The organism is Streptomyces cellostaticus, from assembly GCF_001513965.1.
Classification (GTDB): Bacteria; Actinomycetota; Actinomycetes; order Streptomycetales; family Streptomycetaceae; genus Streptomyces; species Streptomyces cellostaticus.
The window spans coordinates 16,091-35,462 of sequence record NZ_KQ948026.1; the positions used below are offsets into that span (position 1 = coordinate 16,091).

The window sequence follows — 19,372 nt, forward strand, 5'->3', positions numbered from 1 at the left end:
CTGACCTGCGCTTTTGCCAGCCGCGAAAATTTTTCGGCGAAGGGTGTGACGTTTTCCGGCCCCGCCACGCAGTACTGAGTGAGCCGACTGGTCATCGGCCGTCGCACTGAGCCGGGGTTCCCCCCGTACCCACGGCTCGTGCACCTGGCGCGGGCGGGACACGTTCCCCCGGTCCCGCCCGCGCCCCGCTTCTTCCTCCGCCACAGCGCCTCACCAGTACACGACGACCTTGTCGCCGTTCCGTACCTGCGCGAACAGCTCCGCGATCGCCGTCTCGTCCCGTACGTTGACGCACCCGTGCGAGGCCCCGGCGTACCCGCGCGCCGCGAAGTCGTAGGAGTAGTGCACCGCCTGGCCGCCGCTGAAGAACATCGCGTACGGCATCGGGGAGTGGTAGAGCGTCGACACATGGTGCCGTGACTTCCAGTAGATGTGGAACACACCCTCGCGGGTGGGGGTGTACTGGGCGCCGAAGCGCACGGACATCGTCTCGGCCGTGCGCCCGTCGATCATCCAGCGCAGCGTCCGGGTGGTCTTGCTGATGCACAGCACCCGGCCGGTCAGACAGCGCGGATCGGGCGCGGCGGCCGGCTGACCGCCCATCAGATACAGCTCCCAGGTGCCCGGCTGGTGCGTCATCGCCAGCAGCCGCTGCCAGGTGACGGTGTCCAGCTCACCGGTCAGCGGCAGCCCGCGCTTGCCCTGGAAGCCCTGGACGGCCTGCTCGGTCAGGTCGTCGTACGTCCCCGTCGGCCCGTCGAACAGCCAGCCGACCTGGCGGAGCCGCGCCTGCGCCTCGCGCACCCCCGAGCCGCTGTCGCCGCGCGACCACAGCACCTGGGGCGCGGGCTGGGTGGGCTCGGCGGGCTCGGCGGCGGGCGGGCCCCCGGCCGTCCGAGTGGGGCCGGGGCTGTCGGCCGTCCGAGTGGGTTCGGGGTCGTGGCTGGACGGCAGCCGGATGTGCACCGGCGCGTGGCCCTTGCCGCCTGTGTCCGGTGGCTGCACGGTGCAGCCGCAGAGCGCGGCGAAGGCGGCGGCCGAGGCGAGTACGGCGGCGGGTCTCCCCGGGATCCTCATGCCGGAGATGCTTCCCCGCGTGACCGCCGCCGAACTACGGGGCATGGTGAGGGGGGATAAAACGTGGATAAAACGCACTGCGGAGGGATCCATGGCGCGCGAGTCGGAGTCGGGGCTGCCGATCGAGCCGGTCTACGGGCCGGCGGACCTGACCGGCTGGGACCCGGCCGGGAAGCTGGGCGAACCGGGGGCGTACCCGTACACCCGCGGGGTGTACCCGACCATGTACACCGGCCGCCCCTGGACCATGCGCCAGTACGCCGGCTTCGGCACGGCGGCCGAGTCCAACGCGCGCTACCGGCAGCTGATCGCCCACGGCACCACCGGTCTGTCCGTCGCCTTCGACCTGCCCACCCAGATGGGCCACGACTCCGACGCGCCCCTCGCCCACGGCGAGGTCGGCAAGGTGGGCGTGGCGATCGACTCGATCGAGGACATGCGCCTGCTCTTCGACGGCATTCCGCTGGACCAGGTCTCGACGTCGATGACGATCAACGCCCCGGCGGCGCTGCTGCTCCTGCTCTACCAGCTGGTGGCGGAGGAGCAGGGCGTACCGGCCGACCGTCTGACGGGCACGATCCAGAACGACGTGCTGAAGGAGTACATCGCCCGGGGCACGTACATCTTCCCGCCGAAGCCGTCGTTGAGGCTGACCGCCGACATCTTCAAGTACTGCACCGCCGAGATCCCGAAGTGGAACACGATCTCGATCTCCGGCTACCACATGGCCGAGGCGGGCGCGTCTCCCGCGCAGGAGATCGCCTTCACCCTCGCCGACGGCATCGAGTACGTCCGTACGGCGGTCGCGGCGGGCATGGACGTGGACGACTTCGCCCCGCGGCTGTCCTTCTTCTTCGTGGCCCGTACGACGCTGCTCGAGGAGGTCGCCAAGTTCCGTGCGGCGAGGAGGATCTGGGCGCGGGTGATGCGGGAGGACTTCGGGGCGAAGAACCCGAAGTCATGGATGCTGCGTTTCCACACGCAGACGGCGGGGGTGGAGCTGACGGCGCAGCAGCCGGAGGTGAACCTGGTCCGCGTCGCAGTCCAGGCGCTGGCGGCGGTGATGGGCGGCACGCAGTCCCTGCACACCAACTCCTTCGACGAAGCCATCGCCCTCCCGACGGACAAGAGCGCGCGGCTGGCTCTGCGGACACAGCAGGTGCTGGCGTACGAGACGGACGTACCGGCGACGGTGGACCCCTTTGCGGGTTCGTACGCCGTCGAGCGGATGACGGACGACGTCGAGGCGGCCGCACTGGACCTGATGCGGAAGGTCGAGGACCTGGGCGGCGCGGAGGCGGCGATCGAGCGGGGCTTCCAGAAGGCCGAGATCGAGCGGAACGCGTACCGCATCGCCCAGGAGACGGACTCCGGGGAGCGGGTGGTGGTGGGCGTGAACCGCTTCCAGCTGGACCAGGAGGAGCCGTACGAGCCGCTGCGGGTGGATCCGGCGATCGAGACGCGGCAGGCGGAGCGTCTGGCCGGGCTGCGGGCCGAGCGGGATCAGAGGGCGGTGGATGCGGCGCTGGATGCGCTGAAGAAGGCGGCCGAGGGGGAGGAGAACGTGCTGTATCCGATGAAGGCGGCGTTGCGGGGGCGGGCGACGGTGGGCGAAGTGTGCGGGGCGTTGCGGGAGGTGTGGGGGGCGTACGTGCCGTCGGATGCATTCTGACCTCGGCGATTACTCCGTGCGAGTGATCCGGGGCGGAAGCGGCACGTGCCCGGTTACTCTCTGGAGAGTGGGCCCCGCAAAGGAGGACGCCATGGCCGTACTGCAACAGGAGCTGAGCCTGAGCGAGGCTGCCGATCAGCTCGCCCGTGCACTGCCTGGCCACCGCGTGGAGATTCTCCAGGGGAGGCTCACTGTGACACCGCCGCCGGATGGCTCGCACGCCCTGTCGCTCACGAAACTGGGCAGGGCGCTGGAACGGGCGGGCATCGAAGGAAGCGGAGTCGACTGGGTCCAGGGCGTGGGGTTGTGGCTGCCGACGTTGCCCGAGGACTTCGCGATTCCTGACCTCTCCATCGTCGACGAGGACTTCCGGGACGCGCACGTCACGAAGAACTTCTATGCCCCCGACGTCTTCCGTCTGGTGGTCGAAGCAACTTCCTCGAACTGGTCCGACGACCTCGGTCCCAAGGTTGAGTGCTACGCCCAAGCCGGCATCCCTGCCTACCTCATCGCTGATCGCAAGCATGGCGAGGTGCTGCTCTACACCGAGCCGTTCGACGGCAGGTACCCGGAGCCCCAACGCTTCAAGCGTGGCCAGAGCGTTCCCGTGCCGAAGTCCGTGGGCGTCCAGGCCGAACTCCCGGTGGACACTCTTCTCGACGGCTAGGTCATAGCCTCAGCGGACGCCGACCCGGGCCAGATACGTGCCGAGCCCCTCCGCCGACCCGCCCGCCCAGCCCACGTATCCGTCCGGACGGACCAGGAAGACACCGGGGCCGTATGACGCCGGGGCGGCCGGGAGCGCGTGCACCCCCGCGACGTGGGCCGGTGCGCCGAGCAGCGTCCAGTGCGGTCCCCGGAACGCGTCGAAGAGCCGTACGCCGTCCACCGTGCCGTCCGGAGCGCGGTCGCCCGCCCGTACCCCCGCCGGGTCGGTGCGCGTCTCCTCGGTCAGAGACGAGTCCGGGTAGCCCAGCCCGAGCTGCACCGTCGCCTTCCCGCGCCGTATCTCCCCGCGGTGCACCCCCGTCGACAGGCCCAGCATGGCCGCGGCATTGGCCCGCCGCTCCTCCTCGTAGGTGTCCAGCAGCGCCTGCGGTGCACCGTCCCGCAGCACCGCGCCCAGCTTCCAGCCCAGGTTGTAGGCGTCCTGGACGCTCGTGTTCAGCCCCTGTCCGCCGGCCGGTGAGTGGACGTGCGCCGCGTCGCCCGCGAGGAAGACCCGGCCCACCCGGAAGCGGTCCGCCAGCGCCGCCCGGGGCCGGAAGTCCGAGGCCCAGCGCAGCTCGGTGACATCGTCCGCGCCCAGGTGCGTATACGCGGCGACCAGCGTGCGGATGCCGTCCAGGGTGAGGTCCGGCCCGGTGCCCTCCGGGAGCTTCCCGGCCAGCTGGAAGTCGTCCGTGCCGGCGAGCGGGCACAGCGCCACGCCGGTGCCGTCGGCCCCCGGGAAGGCGTGCCAGTACTCCCGGTCGAGCCCCTTGACCCGCACGTCCGCCACCAGGAACGGGCTCGGGTCGACCGTCTCCCCGGTCATCCCCACGCCCACCGCCCGCCGTACGGCCGAACGCCCCCCGTCGGCCGCGACCACGTACCTCGCGCGCACCGTCGTACCGTCGGCGAACCGTGCGCTCACGCCCTCCGCGTCCTGCTCCAGGCCCGTCACCTCGCGCCCGAAGGCGACCGTGCCGCCCAGTTCCACCAGCCGCGCGTACAGGATCTCCTGCGTCCGCCACTGCGGGACCATCCACGGCTCGGTGTAGGGCGCACCCTCCTCAGCCGCCACCGCCTCGAACATCGGCTCCTCGCCGACCCGCTCGCCGTCCTTCCAGATCATCCGCGTCGGGTAGGGGCTGCCGGCCGCGCGGATCGCGTCCAGCACGCCGAGGTCCTCGAACACCTCCTGGGTGCGCGGCTGGATCCCCTTGCCGCGCGAACCGGGGAACAGCCCCTGTGCCCGCTCCACGACCAGCGCGTCCACGCCGCGCCGGGCGAGGTCGATGCCGAGGGCGAGTCCGGTGGGACCGGCGCCCACGATCAGGACATCCATCACGATTCTCCTTAACGTCGTTAAGTGCCGTCGGCGACCAGGTTGCCCTTAACGCTGTTAAGCTGTCAAGTGTGAGTACGGAACGACGCGCGCCCCTCGACCGCAAGCGGGTCGCGGACACGGCACTGCGCCTGCTGAACGACGTCGGTCTCGACGGGCTGACCCTGCGCGCCATCGCCAAGGAGCTGGACGTCAAGGCCCCCGCGCTGTACTGGCACTTCAAGGACAAGCAGGCGCTGCTGGACGAGATGGCGACGCAGATGTACCGCCGCATGGTCGCGGGCACCGCGCTCGATCCCGCCGACACCTGGCAGGAGCGGCTGCGCAAGGCCAACCTCGGGCTGCGCGCCGCCCTGCTCGGCTACCGCGACGGCGCCAAGGTCTACAGCGGAGCGCGCTTCACGGGCACGGACCACGCCCGCGAGCTGGAGGCGAACCTGCGCGTCCTCACGGACGCCGGCTTCACCCTCGCCCAGGCGGTCCAGGCAGGCCGGACGGCCTACGCGTACACCATCGGCTTCGTCACCGAGGAACAGGGCGTGCAGCCCCTCCCGGACGAGCGCCGGGAGGGGTACGACATCGGGGAACGCGCCCGGCGCATGGCCGGCTTCCCGCTCGCGGCGGCGGCCGGAGAGCTGCTCTTCGACGGCTACGACAGCCAGTTCGAGGAGGGGCTGGCGCTGGTGATCGCGGGTATCGAGGCGCGCTACGGAGCCGGCTGACGAGTCCCTCGCTTCAGCGCCCTCTTCAGCCGCGGGCCGAACGGCTTCTCCACGAAGCGGTGGATCAGCCACGCCAGCAGCAGCATGCCGAGCACCGTCGTCGCGAGCGTCGGCCACGGCGGCAGGCCCAGGCCCCGGTGCAGCACCCGGATGACGAACCAGCCCAGGTGCTCGTGGACCAGGTAGAACGGGTACGTCAGCGCGCCGGCCGTGGTCAGCCAGGGCCAGTTCGCGCGGCGGGTCCAGCCGAGCGCCACGGCGGCGACGGCCGCGAAGGCGACGGTGACGATCAGGATGACGACGTAGGGGTCACGGTGCGGGTGCGGGCCCCACAGGCCCCGGGTGGCCTCGCTCTGGGCGAGCAGCCAGGACATCGCGACGATGCCCCACGCCAGCAGGTCGCTGCCGAAGCGGTGGATCAGGTACAGCGCCAGACCGCCGACGAAGAAGGGGGCGTACTCGGGCATGACCACCTGGTTCAGCAGGTCGTTGCCCGAGCTGTGGCACAGCACGGCCGCCAGCGTCCAGACGCAGGCGAACAGCACCACCCGGCGGTAGGTCACCCCGCGCAGGACGACGAGCAGCGCGAACAGCACGTAGAACCGCAGCTCGACCCAGAGCGTCCAGCACACCCCGAGGACCCGGGTCGCGCCCATCGGCTGCTGGAGCATCGTCAGGTTGACCAGGAACTCGTCCAGCCGGACCGCGTGGACCACGGCGGGCAGGGCGAGGGACGCCCCCGTGACCAGGACCAGGGCCACCCAGTAGGCGGGGTAGAGGCGTGCGACCCGGGAGCGGAAGAAGTCGCCGAGGGTGCGGCCCCAACTGCTCATGCAGATCACGAAACCGCTGATGACGAAGAAGAACTGCACGCCGAAATTGCCGTAGACGGCCACCCGGTACAGGGTCGGGAAGATGTGGCCCGGGCTCCCGTGCCAGGACGCGGAGACCGGGCCGCCGCGTCCGGCGTAGTGGTAGAGGCAGACCATCAGCGCTGCCACGAGCCGGAGACCGTCCAGGGCGAGCAGGCGGCCCCGGCGCCCGCCGGAGGGGGGCGGGGCGGGGGCCGCCCCGGGTATGGAGGGAGCCGGAGCGGTGGCCAGGGCGGAAGCAGGAGAAGTGTCGGTCATCTCGGTGTCTTCTGTGTAAGTCCCCGGTACGGAGGCATGAGTTCAGCGACGTACGGTCCGGCTCAGACTGCGCGCCTTGCGTGCCACCCGGCGGACCGTGGCGTTGCGCGGGATGAACGCCAGCTGGGCGGGCACCCCGCCGGGCAGGGCCAGCGAGGTCAGACGCTTGCGCTTGAAGTAGCGCAGGGTGCGCTCGTCGAGGTTCTTCGCGAGGTACTGCTCGGTCTCCTCGCGCAGCCTCGGCAGGATCTTCGGCTGCATCGCGAAGCCCACCGCACGCACCAGCGCGCCCAGCGCTTCCACCTCTTTGCCCCGGCGCTGCTCGGTGACCGCGGCCCGGTCGCCCAGCTCCGGCAGCAGCGCGTCGACCACGGTGACCGGGATCCGGTTGCTGTTCTCGTACGGCGTCAGCCGCTCCAGCAGCAGGTCGGTGCCGACCCGGGCGACCGGCAGGCCGTACAGCGCGGAGGCGGTGAGCAGGGCGGTGGAGAAGCAGCCGACGACCAGCGCAGGACGCATCCGCTGGTACAGCACCTCGGCGAGGACGGGCGTGTCGATGACGGTGAGGTCGACCTCGAGCCTCTCCGCCTCCTGCTCCAGGGTGCGGGTGAAGCGGGCCGGGGCGCTGGGGTGCGGCTTGAACACCACCTTGGTGTGCCCGAGCCGAACGGCGCCCTTCAGCATCCGCACATGCAGGTTCTCCTCCTGCTCGGCGGTGAGGATGTCCAGCGCGGAGAGGTACTGGCCGAGCAGCAGCGCGGGCTCCTCGGTCTCCGGCAGGTCGTCGCCGAGGGGCGCGAGTTCGGCCAGCACCTTGGTGAAGGCCGGCGTCGGCACGATCTCGCCGGGTACGTCGAACTCGGTGAGCAGCAGCGGCTTCAGGCCCGGCACCAGGTCGAGGTGGAGCACCCGGTCCACCCGGGTGCCGACCAGCGGGTCGATCTTGTTGCGGGTCGGGCCGTAGCTCATCAGACCGTCGGCGTAGACGGTGACCGGGGCGCCGGTGAAGATCTGGGCGAGCGCGAGGGACGGATTGACCTGGATCGACTCGACGGCCAACTCCACGTCGTCATGGCCGAGTTGCCACTCGTGGCGCAGAAACCGCTCCCACAGGGGCATGTCGTCCACCCGGGGCGCCCAGCCGCCGGGGTGGAAGGGGGAGATCGTCTCGTTGTACGACAGCACGTCGTCGAAGCGGTCGCGCAGCCGCTCGAAGCCCGGCATCTCGTCCAGGCCGGGCGTGGTCTCGGGCGTGACCGCGTTGTTGCAGACCAGCAGGATGCGCCGGTCGGCCGGGCGGAAGCAGCCGGAGTCCAGGGCGGCGGCGAGCGTGGCCGTGCCGTACAGCGTCGACGCCTGGAAGATCTGGGTGGTCACGCGGCGGCTCCCGCGGGGGCGGGACGGCGGCGCAGCCGGCGCAGCTTGCCGGCGCGCTGGAGGTCCATCGAGTCCAGCGCGTCGTCCAGTACGTCCTGCGGCATGCGCCGCAATGCCGCGGCACTCAGGGATTTCAGTTTCTTCGCCACCGCGGGCTCGAACCTTTCGATGGATCCCACATGATGGGAAATGATGGCGCAATACGTACGGACGGCCTTCGGCAGCAGGGCGGCCGCCTCCGGATCCTCGGCGGTTTCCGCGATGACCTGGTCGAACGCGCGAATGAAATCGAGCTGCCGTACATCACCGATCTGGGTGAGTGACGAGGCGACTCCGCGCCGGTAGAAAACACCCAGCAGGCTGACCGCGGCGAAGGATTCCGCCTCCCGGTGCAGCTTCCAGATCCACGGCCGGTCCTCGGCCGTGCGCAGTCCGTCGGTGAAGTGCAGCAGCCCCTTGTCCACCAGCCGCCGGTGGTAGACGCCCGCCCAGGCGTAGGCGTAGTCCACGGAGGTGGACCGGTCGGCGGGCAGGATCGCCTCGCGCGGGTTCAGCACGACGCCCCGGCGGCCGACCGGCAACCGGTGCACGGAGCGGGCCCGCGCGGTGCACTGCACATGGTCGGTGCGCAGGAAGTCGCAGCCGAGCTCGTCCATCGCGGCGACCAGCCGGGGGTAGTAGCCGGGGGCGAGCCAGTCGTCGCCGTCCAGGAAGGTCAGGTATTCGCCCCGTGCCCGGTCGATGCCGGTGTTGCGGGCGGTCGCCAGCCCTCCGTTCTTCTCGTGCCGGACGTGGACCGCGCCCGGCAGCTCGCGCTCCGCGCGCGCGAGAATCTCTGGTGTCCCGTCGCGGGAACAGTCGTCGACGAGAATGAATTCGAAGTCCTCACGCGCGTTCGCCTTCAGGCTCATGAGCGTGTCGGGCGCGTATTGCTGCACGTTGTAGAACGGCACGATGACGGAGAGCTTGACCACGTCAAGGACGTTAGGGGGAAGCCCGTCATGTGTCTTGACGGTCTCCTTGATACCAGGTGAACGACGTATGGCGAAGCTGTGAACCAGGCTATTTCGCGGCCCGATCATGGCCCGATTCGCCATTCGGCGATGTGCTGTTAACCGTTTGTTGTATTCGGGTTGGGCGGATCCTCGGAATGCCTTCCTAGCGTCTTCGGCGTGCCAGCAAGTGCAACGAAGGCCCTGCGGGTAGCCGTCCTCGCGGATTCCGACACCCGGTGGAAGTGGGGCGCGCTCACCGCGCAGCGCGTCACTCCCACGGATGCCGGAATCCGGCTCGACGGCTACCTCCTGCGGGGCCGAGCCACCCCCACCGCCCGCCAGTTGAAGGAAGTCGGCGTCCACGCGGACTCCCTCCGCGAGGTGACCGGCGTCGAGTTCCTGCGCGCCATGGGCGAGCAGTCGTACGACATCCTCGTCCTCGCCCTGGTCGGCGGCGGTGTGCAGGCGATGCTGCACGGGCTCCGGAACGCCTGGGGCTCCGGGAAGCGTCCCGTCGTCGTCACCGGCTACGTCGGCGTCGTCTACGAGAAGCTCGCCGACGGGCTGCTGCTGCGGCACGGCGCGGACCTCGTCCTCGCCAACTCCCGCCACGACGCGGACCGTTTCCGCGCCGTGTACGAGGGAGTCGGCGCCGACGCCTCGGCGGTGACCGAGGTCGCGCTGCCGTTCCTCGGCGGGGAGCCGTACAGCGGCGAAAACGACCCCTACACCGTGGTGTTCGCGGCCCAGCCCTCCGTCCCCGACAGCCGCAAGGACCGCACGTACCTGCTGAACCGGCTGATCGAGCACGCCCGCAGGCACCCCGAACGCGAAGTGCTGCTCAAGCTGCGCTCCAAGCCCGGCGAACACACCACCCACATCGAGGAGCTGCCGTACCAGAAGCTGGTCCAGGGCACGGACGTGCCCGCCAACTTCCGCCTGGTGTATGGCCACATGGGCGAGGTGCTCGACCGCACCGACCTGCTGGTCACGGTCAGCTCCACGGCCGCCCTGGAGGCCCTGCACCGCCGCGTCCCGACGGTCGTCCTGACCGACCTGGGCGTGCGCGAGGTGCTCGGCAACCACCACTTCACCGGCTCCGGGTGCCTCGCCTCCTGGGACCAGCTGGACGCCGGCCACCGCCCCGCGCCGGACGAGGAGTGGGTGGCCCGGCAGGGCGTCGCCGCCGACGGCTCCTACGCCACCGCCTTCGACACGGCCCGCGAGCGCATCGCGGGGCTGCTGGAGCGCCCCGGGGGCCTGCCGCCCCTGAACCCCTACTACACGCCCGAGACCGCGCCCGGCTACCTGCCCGGCATCCTCGCCCGCCACCACCTCGGCCCCGACGGCGCCCCGCTGCCCGGCGCGCCCGCCGCCGACAAGGCGCCCGGACCCGTCCGCCAGATCGTGCGCCGGGCCGCGCGGGGTGCCTACCGGCACGGGGTCCAGCGGGTGGCCCCCGTGATCCGACGGATGGGGGAGCTGTGAGCCGCCTGATCCCTTCTCAAGGAGCAGAACCCATGTCCAACCCGGAAGCGGGTCAAGGCGCTTCGGTGCGCCGAGTGCTCGCGGTGATCCCCGCCCGCGGCGGCTCCAAGGGCGTGCCCGCGAAGAACCTCGCGCCCGTGGGCGGCGTCCCGCTGGTGGCGCGTGCGGTGCGCGAGTGCCGGGCGACCCGTCTGGTGACCGACGTCGTCGTGTCCACCGACGACCAGGCCATCGCGGCCGCCGCACGGGAGGCCGGCGCCGAGGTCGTGCTGCGGCCGGCCGCCATCGCCGGGGACACCGCGACCTCGGAGGCCGCGGTCCTGCACGCCATGGACGCCCACGAGGCGCTGCACGGAGCGGCGGTCGACGCGGTGCTGCTCGTGCAGTGCACCAGCCCGTTCATCGTCCGCGAGGACATCGACGGGGTGGCCGCCGCGGTCGTCGAGAACGGGGCGGACACCGCGGTGACCGTGGCTGCCTTCCACGGCTTCATCTGGCGGGACGCGAGCGACGAGATCAACCCCGGTGAGACGACCGGCGGTTACGGCGTCAACCACGACAAGTCCTTCCGCCCGCGCCGCCAGGACCGCCCCCAGGACCTGCTGGAGACCGGCGCCGCCTACGCGATGGACGCGCCCGGCTTCCGCGAGCACCGGCACCGCTTCTTCGGCCACACCGAGCTGGTCCGCACCGACCCGGCCCGGGTGCTGGAGATCGACGACCCGCACGACCTGGCACGGGCCCGCGCCCTCGCCCCCCTCTTCGACGCGGACCGTCCCGGTTCGCTCCCCGCCTACGACGACATCGACGCCGTAGTCCTCGACTTCGACGGCACCCAGACCGACGACCGGGTGCTGATCGACTCCGACGGACGGGAGTTCGTCTCCGTGCACCGCGGAGACGGACTCGGCATCGCCGCCCTGCGCAAGAGCGGCCTGAAGATGCTGATCCTGTCCACGGAACAGAACCCGGTGGTCGCCGCCCGCGCCCGGAAGCTGAAGCTCCCGGTACTGCACGGCATCGACCGCAAGGACCTCGCCCTCAAGCAGTGGTGCGAGGAGCAGGGCATCGCGCCGGAGCGCGTGCTCTACGTCGGCAACGACGTCAACGACCTCCCGTGCTTCGCCCTCGTCGGCTGGCCCGTGGCGGTCGCGAGCGCCCACGACGTCGTACGCGGCGCCGCACGCGCGGTCACCACGGTCCCCGGCGGTGACGGCGCGATCCGAGAGATCGCCAGCTGGATCCTCGGCCCCTCTCTCGATTCCCTCCCCAAGTAAGGACATCCCCCGTCATGAGCACCAACTCCCGTATCCGCTCCTTCGGTACGCGTGAGGCCGGCCCGGGCCGCCCCGTCTACATCTGCGGCGAGATCGGCATCAACCACAACGGTGAGCTGGAGAACGCGTTCAAGCTGATCGACGTGGCCGCCGAGGCCGGCTGTGACGCCGTGAAGTTCCAGAAGCGCACCCCGGAGATCTGCACCCCGCGCGACCAGTGGGACATCGAGCGCGACACCCCCTGGGGCCGGATGACCTACATCGACTACCGCCACCGCGTGGAGTTCGGCGAGGACGAGTACCGCCAGATCGACGAGTACTGCAAGGAGAAGGGGATCGACTGGTTCGCCTCCCCGTGGGACACCGAGGCCGTCGCCTTCCTGGAGAAGTTCGACGTGCCCGCCCACAAGGTGGCCTCCGCCTCCCTGACCGACGACGAGCTGCTGCGCGCCCTGCGCGGCACCGGCCGCACGATCATCCTCTCCACCGGCATGTCGACCCCGAAGCAGATCCGCCACGCGGTCGAGGTCCTGGGCTCGGACAACATCCTCCTGTGCCACGCCACCTCCACCTACCCGGCCAAGGCCGAGGAGCTGAACCTCCGCGTGATCAACACGCTGGAGATGGAGTACCCGAACGTCCCGATCGGCTACTCCGGCCACGAGACGGGCCTGCAGACCACGCTGGCCGCCGTCGCCCTCGGCGCGACGTTCGTCGAGCGTCACATCACCCTGGACCGCGCCATGTGGGGCTCCGACCAGGCCGCCTCGGTCGAGCCGCAGGGCCTCACGCGCCTGGTCCGCGACATCCGCACCATCGAGGCCTCCCTCGGTGACGGCGTCAAGAAGGTCTACGACTCCGAGCTGGGCCCGATGAAGAAGCTGCGCCGCGTCGCCGGCGTCGTCGCCGAGGCGGAGATCGCGGCGGCGGCGGGCGAGCCGGTCGCGGTCTGAGCGCCTTACTCGCCTTACGTGCCTTACGACGGGACGGTCGTACGACGATGAGCCCCCGCGCCGGTCAGGCCGGCCACCCTGCCCACACGCTCGCCTTCGTGGAGAGCCCGGTACAGCTGCTGAACGTACTGGAGTGGGCTCACCTCCACGGCCTGCGAGGCGCGCCCGAGCCGGCCCGGCCGTCCGTGCCCGCGCAGGCACGGCGGTCGCCGGCCGGCGCCGTGCAGCCGGCCGACGCGGAGCTCACCGTCGTCGTCCTGTCCCCGACCGACCCCATGACCCGGGGCCAGCTGCGCCGCATGGCGGACCTGGCCCGGGACGAGGGGTACCGGGTGCGCTGGGAAGAGGCGCGGGGAGGCACGACCGCACCGTTCCACACGATCGGCGGCCTCGCCGGCTCCCTCCGCCGTGCCGACCGCATCGTCATGGGAGACCCGTTCTCCCGCTACGTACAACTGCTGCTGACCATCACCCGGGCCCGCGACCTGGTCGTCGTGGACGACGGCACCGCGACGATGGAGTTCGTCGCCCAGCTCGCCCGGGGCGAACGCCTGGTCCGCTGGCACCGCAAGGGCGGCCGCCCCGGGGCCAGGGACCTGCTCTTCGCCCCCGTCTCCTCCTCGGCCCGCCGCCGCCTCACGCCGAGCGCCCGCCGCCGCGTCGAGGTCTTCTCCTCCATGCCGGTGACGGAGACCCCCGAGGGGGTCACGGTCACCGCCAACGACTTCGCCTGGACTCGCGCCCGCTTCGGCCCGCCGCGCATCACGAAGAGTGCGGACATGGTGGGAACGTCCTTGGTGGAAACGGGAGTTGTGGACGGCGACCGCTACCTGGAAGCCGTCGGCCGTCTGGCCAGGACCCACGGCGCCACCCGCTACTTCGCCCACCGCCGCGAGAGCGCCGACAAGCTCCACCGGCTGGCCGCGCAGACGGGCCTGGAGATAGTCCGCCCGGACCTGCCCCTGGAACTGATCGCCCGCCGCGGCCCCATCGGCCGTACGATCCTCAGCTTCCCCTCCACGGTCGTCCACACCCTCCCTCTCGCCCTGACCGGAACGGGCGTCCGCGTGGCTGTCTTCGACATCGACCCCACCTGGCTCACGGAGACGGCCTCGCCCCGCGCCCAGGGCTTCCTCTCGGGAGTGACGGGGACGGCACGGGACGTGCATCGGCTGACGGCGGTGAGCCCGGCATAGCCGGTCCGCCCCGCCACGCTGCCGCGCTTGACCGTCGGCACGCGGTTCCTCCTGGATGTCGTCCCCTTCCGCGTTAAGATCCCTGCGCCGCAGACGAGTTGGACGACGGGGGATTCAGTGGACGGCGACGGCATGCCTGCCGGGGCGTTTCAGCCGCTGACCGAGGACGACCCGGAGGCGATCGCCGGGTACCGGATCGCCGCGCGGCTCGGGGCGGGTGGGATGGGGAAGGTCTATCTGTCCCACACGCCGGGCGGACGCCCCGTCGCGATCAAGGTGATCCGGCCGGAGTTCGCCGAAGACCCCGAGTTCCGGCGGCGGTTCGCGCAGGAGGTGCGTGCCGCCGAGCGGGTGCAGGGGCTGTACACGGCTCCGGTGATCGACAGCGACACCGACGGCCCGCAGCCCTGGCTGGCGACCGCCTACGTCCTGGGGCCCACGCTGGCCGCGGCGGTCGCCGAGCACGGGCCGCTGCCCGCCGCCACCGTCCTGCTGCTCACCGCCGGCGTGGCCGAGGCCCTCCAGGCGGTGCACGGTGCGGGCATCGTGCACCGCGACCTGAAGCCGTCCAACGTGCTGCTGGCCGCCGACGGCCCGCGGGTCATCGACTTCGGCATCGCCCGCGCCGCCGACACCACCGCCCTGACCGGCAGCGGGGTCACGGTCGGTACGCCCGCCTTCATGTCGCCGGAACAAGCGGCGGGCCGAGCCGTGGGCCCGCAGTCCGACGTGTTCGCCCTCGGGCAGGTCGCCGCCTTCGCGGCGCTGGGCAGGCCCGCCCACGGGGACGGGCCGTCCCACGCGGTGCTCTACCGGATCGTGCACGAGGAGGCGGACCTTACCGGACTGCCCGCCGGACTGACCGGACTCGTACGCCGGTGCCTGGCCAAGAACCCGGATGAGCGCCCGTCACTCGGCGAGGTCCTCGCCCTGTGCAACGCCGCGTCCGACGCCACGCAGCTGCGCCGCCCCGAGTGCTGGCTGCCGGGCGCGGTGACCACGGGCATCGCCCACCGCTACGCCGCGCCGGTGCCGGCCGGGGCGGCCGAACCCACACCGCCGCAGCACCCGCCGACGGTGCCGGCGCGGCCCCGGTACACGCCGACGCAGCAGGCTCGGCCTGTCCGGCCCGAGTACGCCCCGACGCAGACGGCGCAGCCCGCCCAGCCCGCACACGCGCCGACCCAGTCCATCCGCCCCGCCGGGCGCCGTAGGACCGGTCTGGTCCTCGGCTGTGCGGCCGGTGCCCTCCTGCTGGCCGCCGGTGTCTTCGGTTACCTCGACACGGGCGGGGCATCCGCTGACGGTGGTGAGGGGAAGGAGACCGGCGGCTCCGCAGCAGCCACTGCCAGTGCGGGCTCCGGCGGCCAAAAGACCGGCAGCACGCCCGCGCCCGAGGTCCACAAGAACGTCGACCTGACCGCCGGGTACCACCTCAAGCTCGGCGAGCAGCCCCTCGCGCCGCGCCACGACGGCAGTTTCGAAGACATCTACCTGACCTGCGGCAACACCTGCTTCCTCGACTCCTACAACACGGATCTGGCCCTGCTCGACCAGGGCGAGCAGGGCTCGCTCGACGTGTGCAGGCACGAGACCCGTTTCCTGCGCCAGGGGGACGGGGCCGCCGTGAGCAGCCTGTCCAAGGGCAGGCAGCTCTGCGCGACCACGCAGGACGGCATCATCGCCCTCGTGACCTTCGAGGGGCAGGCGCCCAGCAGCAGTGCCAGCCGGTACGTCACCCTGGACGTCACCGTCTGGCGCGGCGCCGCACCCACGTCGTAGGACCGAGCAGGACCAGCAGGACTGAACGGGCTCAGGCGGGCCGTCGGGCCAGCAGGAAGGCCCGGGGGCGTTTCTCCTCGTCGGCCGGCTCCCGGCGTACCGTCGCCACCAGCTCCAGCCCGGCCTCCGTCAGCAGCTCGGTGACCTGCTCCGGAGTACGCCAGTAGTAGTCCAGGTCGATCTCATGGCCGAAGCGTTCCGCCATATGGAGGTGGCCCGGTTCGGGACCGGACTGGAAGGCGAGCAGGACGGCGCCCCCGGGGACCAGGGTGCGGTGGAACTCGGTGAAGGCGGCCGGGAGGTGGTCGTCCGGTACGTGGATCGTCGAGTACAGGGCCAGGATGCCGCCCAGGGCGGCGTCCGGGAGGTCCAGGGACGTCATCGAACCCACGTGGAAGCGCAGCCGGGGGTGTGCCTCGCGGGCCAGGGCCACCATCGCCGGGGAGACGTCGACACCGAAGACCGGAACGCCCAGGTCGTGCAGGCGGGCGGTGACCTGGCCGGGGCCGCTGCCGAGGTCGGCCACGGGGGCCGGGCTGTTCGCCGTGACCAGTTCGGCGAAGGCGGTGACCAGCTGCCGGTCCAGGGGATGGCACAGGCCGTCCGGGAAGCGGGCCGTGTAGTCCTTGGCGATCGCGTCGTAGGAGGAGCGGGTGGTCTGCAGGAAGTCCGCGGTCGAGTCGCTCACGACCGCGGACCCTACCGGGATCGATCCCGATTCGTGGACAAGTCGAGCGGGACGGTAGCGAGGCGTGGTATCCGTGGAAGGAGCCAAAGGTTTTACCCACCCGAGTCCGCCGCCATGCGTCCGTCGGCCAGCTTTTCTTCCCCTAACGGGCTGAACTTTTGTTGATCGATGGGCAGTTGGCCGGTCGGGCGTCCTACCCTTCAGAGGGTGAACCAATTGATGTCCCGAGAGTCCGAGGCCGATCTCCCCGGGGACCTGCTCCCCGGCGCGCTCAGCGAGTCCCTGTACGCCGAACTCGTAGAGTTCCGCCGCGACTTGCACATGCACCCCGAGCTGGGCAACCAGGAGTTCCGTACCACCGCCGCGATCAAGGAGCGGCTGGAGCTGGCCGGGCTGCGGCCCCGTGTCCTCGCCACCGGAACCGGGCTCATCTGTGACATCGGGCCGGCCCAGGGACAGCGGCCCGCCATCCCGCTCATGGCTCTGCGCGCCGACATCGACGCCCTGCCCATCCCGGACACCAAGACCGACTGCCCGTACCGGTCCACCGTGCCGGACCGCGCCCACGCCTGCGGCCACGACGTGCACACCACCGTGGTGCTCGGCGCCGGGCTCGTCCTCGCCGACCTGCACAGCAAGGGCCTGCTGCCCCGGCCGGTGCGGCTGCTCTTCCAGCCCGCCGAGGAGGTGATGCCCGGCGGCGCCCTCGGTGCCATCAAGGACGGGGTGCTCGACGGCGTCGGCCGGATCCTCGCCGTGCACTGCGACCCCAAGGTCGAGGCCGGCCGGGTCGGGCTGCGGCACGGGCCCATCACCAGCGCCTGCGACCGGCTGGAGGTCGCCCTGGACGGCGCCGGCGGGCACACCGCCCGGCCCCATCTGACCACCGACCTGGTCACGGCCGCCGCCCGCGTCGCCATCGACGTGCCCGCGCTCGTCGCCCGGCGTGTCGACACCCGCGTCGGCCTCGCCCTGACCTGGGGCCGGATCGAGTCGGGCCACGCCCCGAACGTCATCCCGCAGCACGCCGAGCTGTCCGGCACCATCCGCTGCCTGGACCTGGAGGCCTGGCGCGAGGCACCCGACATCGTGCACGCGGCCATCGACGAGGTCGCCACCCTGCACCGGGCCAAGTCGGAGATCACCTACGTGCGGGGCGTGCCGCCCGTCGTCAACGACCGGGAGTCCACCGAGCTGCTGCGCAGGGCGATGGCCGCCCGGCGCGGCCTGCACTCCGTCGAGAGCACCGAGCAGAGCCTCGGCGGCGAGGACTTCTCCTGGTACCTGGAGAACGTGCCCGGCGCCATGGCCCGCCTCGGCGTCCGCGCCCCCGGCGACCGCACGGCCCGCGACCTGCACCAGGGCGACTTCGACGCCGACGAGCACGCCATCACGGTCGGCGTGGAGATGTTCACGGCGGCCGTCATGCTGGACGTGCCGGAGATGTGAGCCGGACCCCCGGAGAGACGAGCCGGACGGCCCCCGTCAGGGCTGTTCGGCTGTCCGGCGCAATACGCATGTAAGCCGTTTGTGCACTGTGTGCGACAACCCGATGGCAGGGGTGGAAGACCGAGTTCAGAAGCTGTTTGCCTCGAATCGATAACGGCTTCGAGAGGGGTGTTTTTCTGACATCTACGCGCGTTACGATGCCGCGAAGCCGACGCCGACGGGGCGTCTCGGCTCGAGCACTGGCATCGTGCTCACATCAAGCGCCGACACGGCGCTCAGGTCAGGTGAAGGAGCCTTCCCGTGCGCCGGGTAGCCAAGCTTTCCGCTGCGTGTATCGCCACCGCAGCTCTCGCCGTGACTGCCACAGCCTGTGGCAGCACCTCCTCCGACAACACCAGCTCGTCGTCGTCCTCCGGCGGCGGCAAGGGTGTCAAGATCGGTCTCGCCTACGACGTCGGCGGCCGTGGTGACCGGTCCTTCAACGACTCCGCCGCGCGCGGTGCCGACAAGGCCAAGACCGAGTTCGGCGGTGACATCAAGGAGCTGACCGCCAAGACCTCCGACACCGAGGCCGACCGCGAGCAGCGCCTGTCGGACCTGGCGGACGCGGGCTACAACCCGATCATCGCCGTCGGTTACGCCTACGCCCCGTCCATGACCAAGGTCGCCGCGAAGTACCCGAAGACCAGCTTCGGCATCGTGGACTCGGTCGTGAACGCGAAGAACGTCGACAGCATCACCTTCACCGAGGAGCAGGGCTCCTACCTGGCCGGTGTCGCCGCGGCGCTGAAGACCAAGAAGGACCACGTCGGCTTCATCGGCGGTGTCGACGTCCCGCTGATCAAGAAGTTCGAGGCGGGCTTCGTCCAGGGCGTCAAGGACACCAACTCGAAGATCAAGGTCGACACCCAGTACCTGAGCCACGGCTCGGACACCTCCGGCTTCGCCAGCCCCGACAAGGGCAAGGAAGCCGCGCAGGGCATGCTGGACAACGGCGCCGACGTCATCTACACGGCGGCCGGCTCCTCCGGCAACGGCGCGATCGAGGCCGTCAACGGCGTCAAGGGCGCCTGGGCCATCGGCGTGGACTCGGACCAGTACAACATCCCCGGTCTGGCCAAGTACAAGAGCTCGATCCTGACCTCGATGGTCAAGAACGTCGACGTCGGTGTCTACGACTTCATCAAGTCCGTGCACGACGGCAAGCCGCTGACCGGCACCAACACCTACTCGCTCGCCAAGAACGGTGTCTCGCTGGCCACCAGCGGTGGCTTCATCGACGACATCCAGTCCAAGCTGGACGCGGCGAAGAAGAAGATTGTCGACGGCTCGATCAAGGTCAAGACCACCCCGTGACCTGACGGGTCCCGTCGGACCTAGGCTCGGCGCGGGGGCGCCTTCCGGAGCCCCCCGCCGAGCCATAACAATGTGTCAACTCTACGCGTGTAGCGTGGAGTTGCCGCGCTAGCGTCGCCGACGCCTGCCCTCCCCTACGCAGCCCCTTTTCCCCGAGGAG

Annotated in this window: 16 protein-coding genes; 10 read left to right on the forward strand and 6 right to left on the reverse strand. The window is 70.9% G+C overall.

Annotated elements, in window-relative coordinates:
• Nucleotides 1-210: 210 nt before the first annotated feature.
• On the reverse strand, nucleotides 211-1,077 hold the full coding sequence (locus AQI88_RS22650; protein WP_067002378.1) for a L,D-transpeptidase family protein: 867 nt from the start codon (nucleotides 1,075-1,077) through the stop codon (nucleotides 211-213).
• Nucleotides 1,078-1,168: 91 nt separating this feature from the next.
• Here AQI88_RS22650 and AQI88_RS22655 point away from each other — a divergent pair, with 91 nt between their 5' ends.
• Entirely contained in the window at nucleotides 1,169-2,749 is a 1,581-nt protein-coding gene (locus AQI88_RS22655; protein ID WP_067002380.1) for an acyl-CoA mutase large subunit family protein, read from the forward strand.
• A 91-nt stretch (nucleotides 2,750-2,840) separates the two neighbouring features.
• Nucleotides 2,841-3,416: a Uma2 family endonuclease gene (locus AQI88_RS22660; RefSeq protein ID WP_067002382.1), complete on the forward strand. Its 576-nt coding sequence runs from the start codon at nucleotides 2,841-2,843 to the stop codon at nucleotides 3,414-3,416.
• Between the two features lie 9 nt (nucleotides 3,417-3,425).
• On the opposite strand, the gene AQI88_RS22665 is transcribed toward AQI88_RS22660, so the two are convergent.
• Nucleotides 3,426-4,805: an FAD-dependent oxidoreductase gene (locus AQI88_RS22665; protein WP_107118636.1), complete on the reverse strand. Its 1,380-nt coding sequence runs from the start codon at nucleotides 4,803-4,805 to the stop codon at nucleotides 3,426-3,428.
• Nucleotides 4,806-4,870: 65 nt separating this feature from the next.
• Between AQI88_RS22665 and AQI88_RS22670 the strand changes: the two genes are divergently transcribed.
• Nucleotides 4,871-5,521: a TetR/AcrR family transcriptional regulator C-terminal domain-containing protein gene (locus AQI88_RS22670; RefSeq protein ID WP_067002385.1), complete on the forward strand. Its 651-nt coding sequence runs from the start codon at nucleotides 4,871-4,873 to the stop codon at nucleotides 5,519-5,521.
• Here the strand turns inward: AQI88_RS22670 and AQI88_RS22675 are convergent.
• Genes AQI88_RS22675 through AQI88_RS22685 form a run of 3 tightly spaced genes read right to left on the reverse strand, consistent with a single transcriptional unit; the run spans nucleotide 5,506 to nucleotide 9,002 of the window.
• Nucleotides 5,506-6,651: an acyltransferase family protein gene (locus AQI88_RS22675; RefSeq protein ID WP_208615871.1), complete on the reverse strand. Its 1,146-nt coding sequence runs from the start codon at nucleotides 6,649-6,651 to the stop codon at nucleotides 5,506-5,508. The two genes, AQI88_RS22670 and AQI88_RS22675, sit on opposite strands and share 16 nt — an antisense overlap.
• A gap of 42 nt (nucleotides 6,652-6,693) precedes the next feature.
• Nucleotides 6,694-8,028 (reverse strand): alpha-2,8-polysialyltransferase family protein, encoded by a 1,335-nt coding sequence (locus AQI88_RS22680; RefSeq protein ID WP_067002387.1) that lies wholly within the window; start codon nucleotides 8,026-8,028, stop codon nucleotides 6,694-6,696.
• Nucleotides 8,025-9,002 (reverse strand): glycosyltransferase family 2 protein, encoded by a 978-nt coding sequence (locus AQI88_RS22685; RefSeq protein WP_067002389.1) that lies wholly within the window; start codon nucleotides 9,000-9,002, stop codon nucleotides 8,025-8,027. Before AQI88_RS22685 ends, AQI88_RS22680 begins: the two co-directional genes overlap by 4 nt.
• Nucleotides 9,003-9,200: 198 nt before the next feature.
• Here AQI88_RS22685 and AQI88_RS22690 point away from each other — a divergent pair, with 198 nt between their 5' ends.
• The 5 genes from AQI88_RS22690 to AQI88_RS22710 all read left to right on the forward strand — a co-directional run bounded on the left by AQI88_RS22690 (nucleotide 9,201) and on the right by AQI88_RS22710 (nucleotide 15,719).
• Nucleotides 9,201-10,511 carry a DUF6716 putative glycosyltransferase gene (locus AQI88_RS22690; protein ID WP_067002391.1) on the forward strand — a complete coding sequence of 437 codons (1,311 nt, stop codon included), beginning with the start codon at nucleotides 9,201-9,203 and terminating at the stop codon, nucleotides 10,509-10,511.
• A gap of 32 nt (nucleotides 10,512-10,543) precedes the next feature.
• Entirely contained in the window at nucleotides 10,544-11,788 is a 1,245-nt protein-coding gene (locus AQI88_RS22695) for an N-acylneuraminate cytidylyltransferase (protein WP_067002394.1), read from the forward strand.
• Nucleotides 11,789-11,802: 14 nt separating this feature from the next.
• Nucleotides 11,803-12,741 carry an N-acetylneuraminate synthase family protein gene (locus tag AQI88_RS22700; RefSeq protein WP_067002396.1) on the forward strand — a complete coding sequence of 313 codons (939 nt, stop codon included), beginning with the start codon at nucleotides 11,803-11,805 and terminating at the stop codon, nucleotides 12,739-12,741.
• 47 nt (nucleotides 12,742-12,788) lie between these two features.
• Complete coding sequence (locus tag AQI88_RS22705; protein ID WP_067002398.1) at nucleotides 12,789-13,937, forward strand: hypothetical protein; 1,149 nt, start codon at nucleotides 12,789-12,791, stop codon at nucleotides 13,935-13,937.
• 132 nt (nucleotides 13,938-14,069) lie between these two features.
• Nucleotides 14,070-15,719 carry a serine/threonine-protein kinase gene (locus AQI88_RS22710; RefSeq protein WP_067002718.1) on the forward strand — a complete coding sequence of 550 codons (1,650 nt, stop codon included), beginning with the start codon at nucleotides 14,070-14,072 and terminating at the stop codon, nucleotides 15,717-15,719.
• A gap of 31 nt (nucleotides 15,720-15,750) precedes the next feature.
• On the opposite strand, the gene AQI88_RS22715 is transcribed toward AQI88_RS22710, so the two are convergent.
• Nucleotides 15,751-16,407 carry a class I SAM-dependent DNA methyltransferase gene (locus tag AQI88_RS22715; RefSeq protein ID WP_067002400.1) on the reverse strand — a complete coding sequence of 219 codons (657 nt, stop codon included), beginning with the start codon at nucleotides 16,405-16,407 and terminating at the stop codon, nucleotides 15,751-15,753.
• Nucleotides 16,408-16,626: 219 nt separating this feature from the next.
• Here AQI88_RS22715 and AQI88_RS22720 point away from each other — a divergent pair, with 219 nt between their 5' ends.
• Both AQI88_RS22720 and AQI88_RS22725 read left to right on the forward strand, forming a co-directional pair.
• Nucleotides 16,627-17,856, forward strand: a complete 1,230-nt coding sequence (locus AQI88_RS22720; RefSeq protein WP_067002402.1) for an amidohydrolase — start codon at nucleotides 16,627-16,629, stop codon at nucleotides 17,854-17,856.
• Between the two features lie 300 nt (nucleotides 17,857-18,156).
• Nucleotides 18,157-19,212: a BMP family lipoprotein gene (locus AQI88_RS22725; RefSeq protein WP_067002404.1), complete on the forward strand. Its 1,056-nt coding sequence runs from the start codon at nucleotides 18,157-18,159 to the stop codon at nucleotides 19,210-19,212.
• The last annotated feature ends 160 nt before the right edge of the window (nucleotides 19,213-19,372 follow it).

Coding starts and splice junctions, on each gene's coding strand:
- AQI88_RS22695 (WP_067002394.1), top strand. CDS start 10,544: ATGTCCAACCCGGAAGCGGGTCAAGGCGCTTCGGTGCGCCGAGTGCTC.
- AQI88_RS22710 (WP_067002718.1), top strand. CDS start 14,070: ATGCCTGCCGGGGCGTTTCAGCCGCTGACCGAGGACGACCCGGAGGCG.
- AQI88_RS22660 (WP_067002382.1), top strand. CDS start 2,841: ATGGCCGTACTGCAACAGGAGCTGAGCCTGAGCGAGGCTGCCGATCAG.
- AQI88_RS22705 (WP_067002398.1), top strand. CDS start 12,789: ATGAGCCCCCGCGCCGGTCAGGCCGGCCACCCTGCCCACACGCTCGCC.
- AQI88_RS22700 (WP_067002396.1), top strand. CDS start 11,803: ATGAGCACCAACTCCCGTATCCGCTCCTTCGGTACGCGTGAGGCCGGC.
- AQI88_RS22675 (WP_208615871.1), bottom strand. CDS start 6,651: ATGACCGACACTTCTCCTGCTTCCGCCCTGGCCACCGCTCCGGCTCCC.
- AQI88_RS22720 (WP_067002402.1), top strand. CDS start 16,627: ATGTCCCGAGAGTCCGAGGCCGATCTCCCCGGGGACCTGCTCCCCGGC.
- AQI88_RS22655 (WP_067002380.1), top strand. CDS start 1,169: ATGGCGCGCGAGTCGGAGTCGGGGCTGCCGATCGAGCCGGTCTACGGG.
- AQI88_RS22650 (WP_067002378.1), bottom strand. CDS start 1,077: ATGAGGATCCCGGGGAGACCCGCCGCCGTACTCGCCTCGGCCGCCGCC.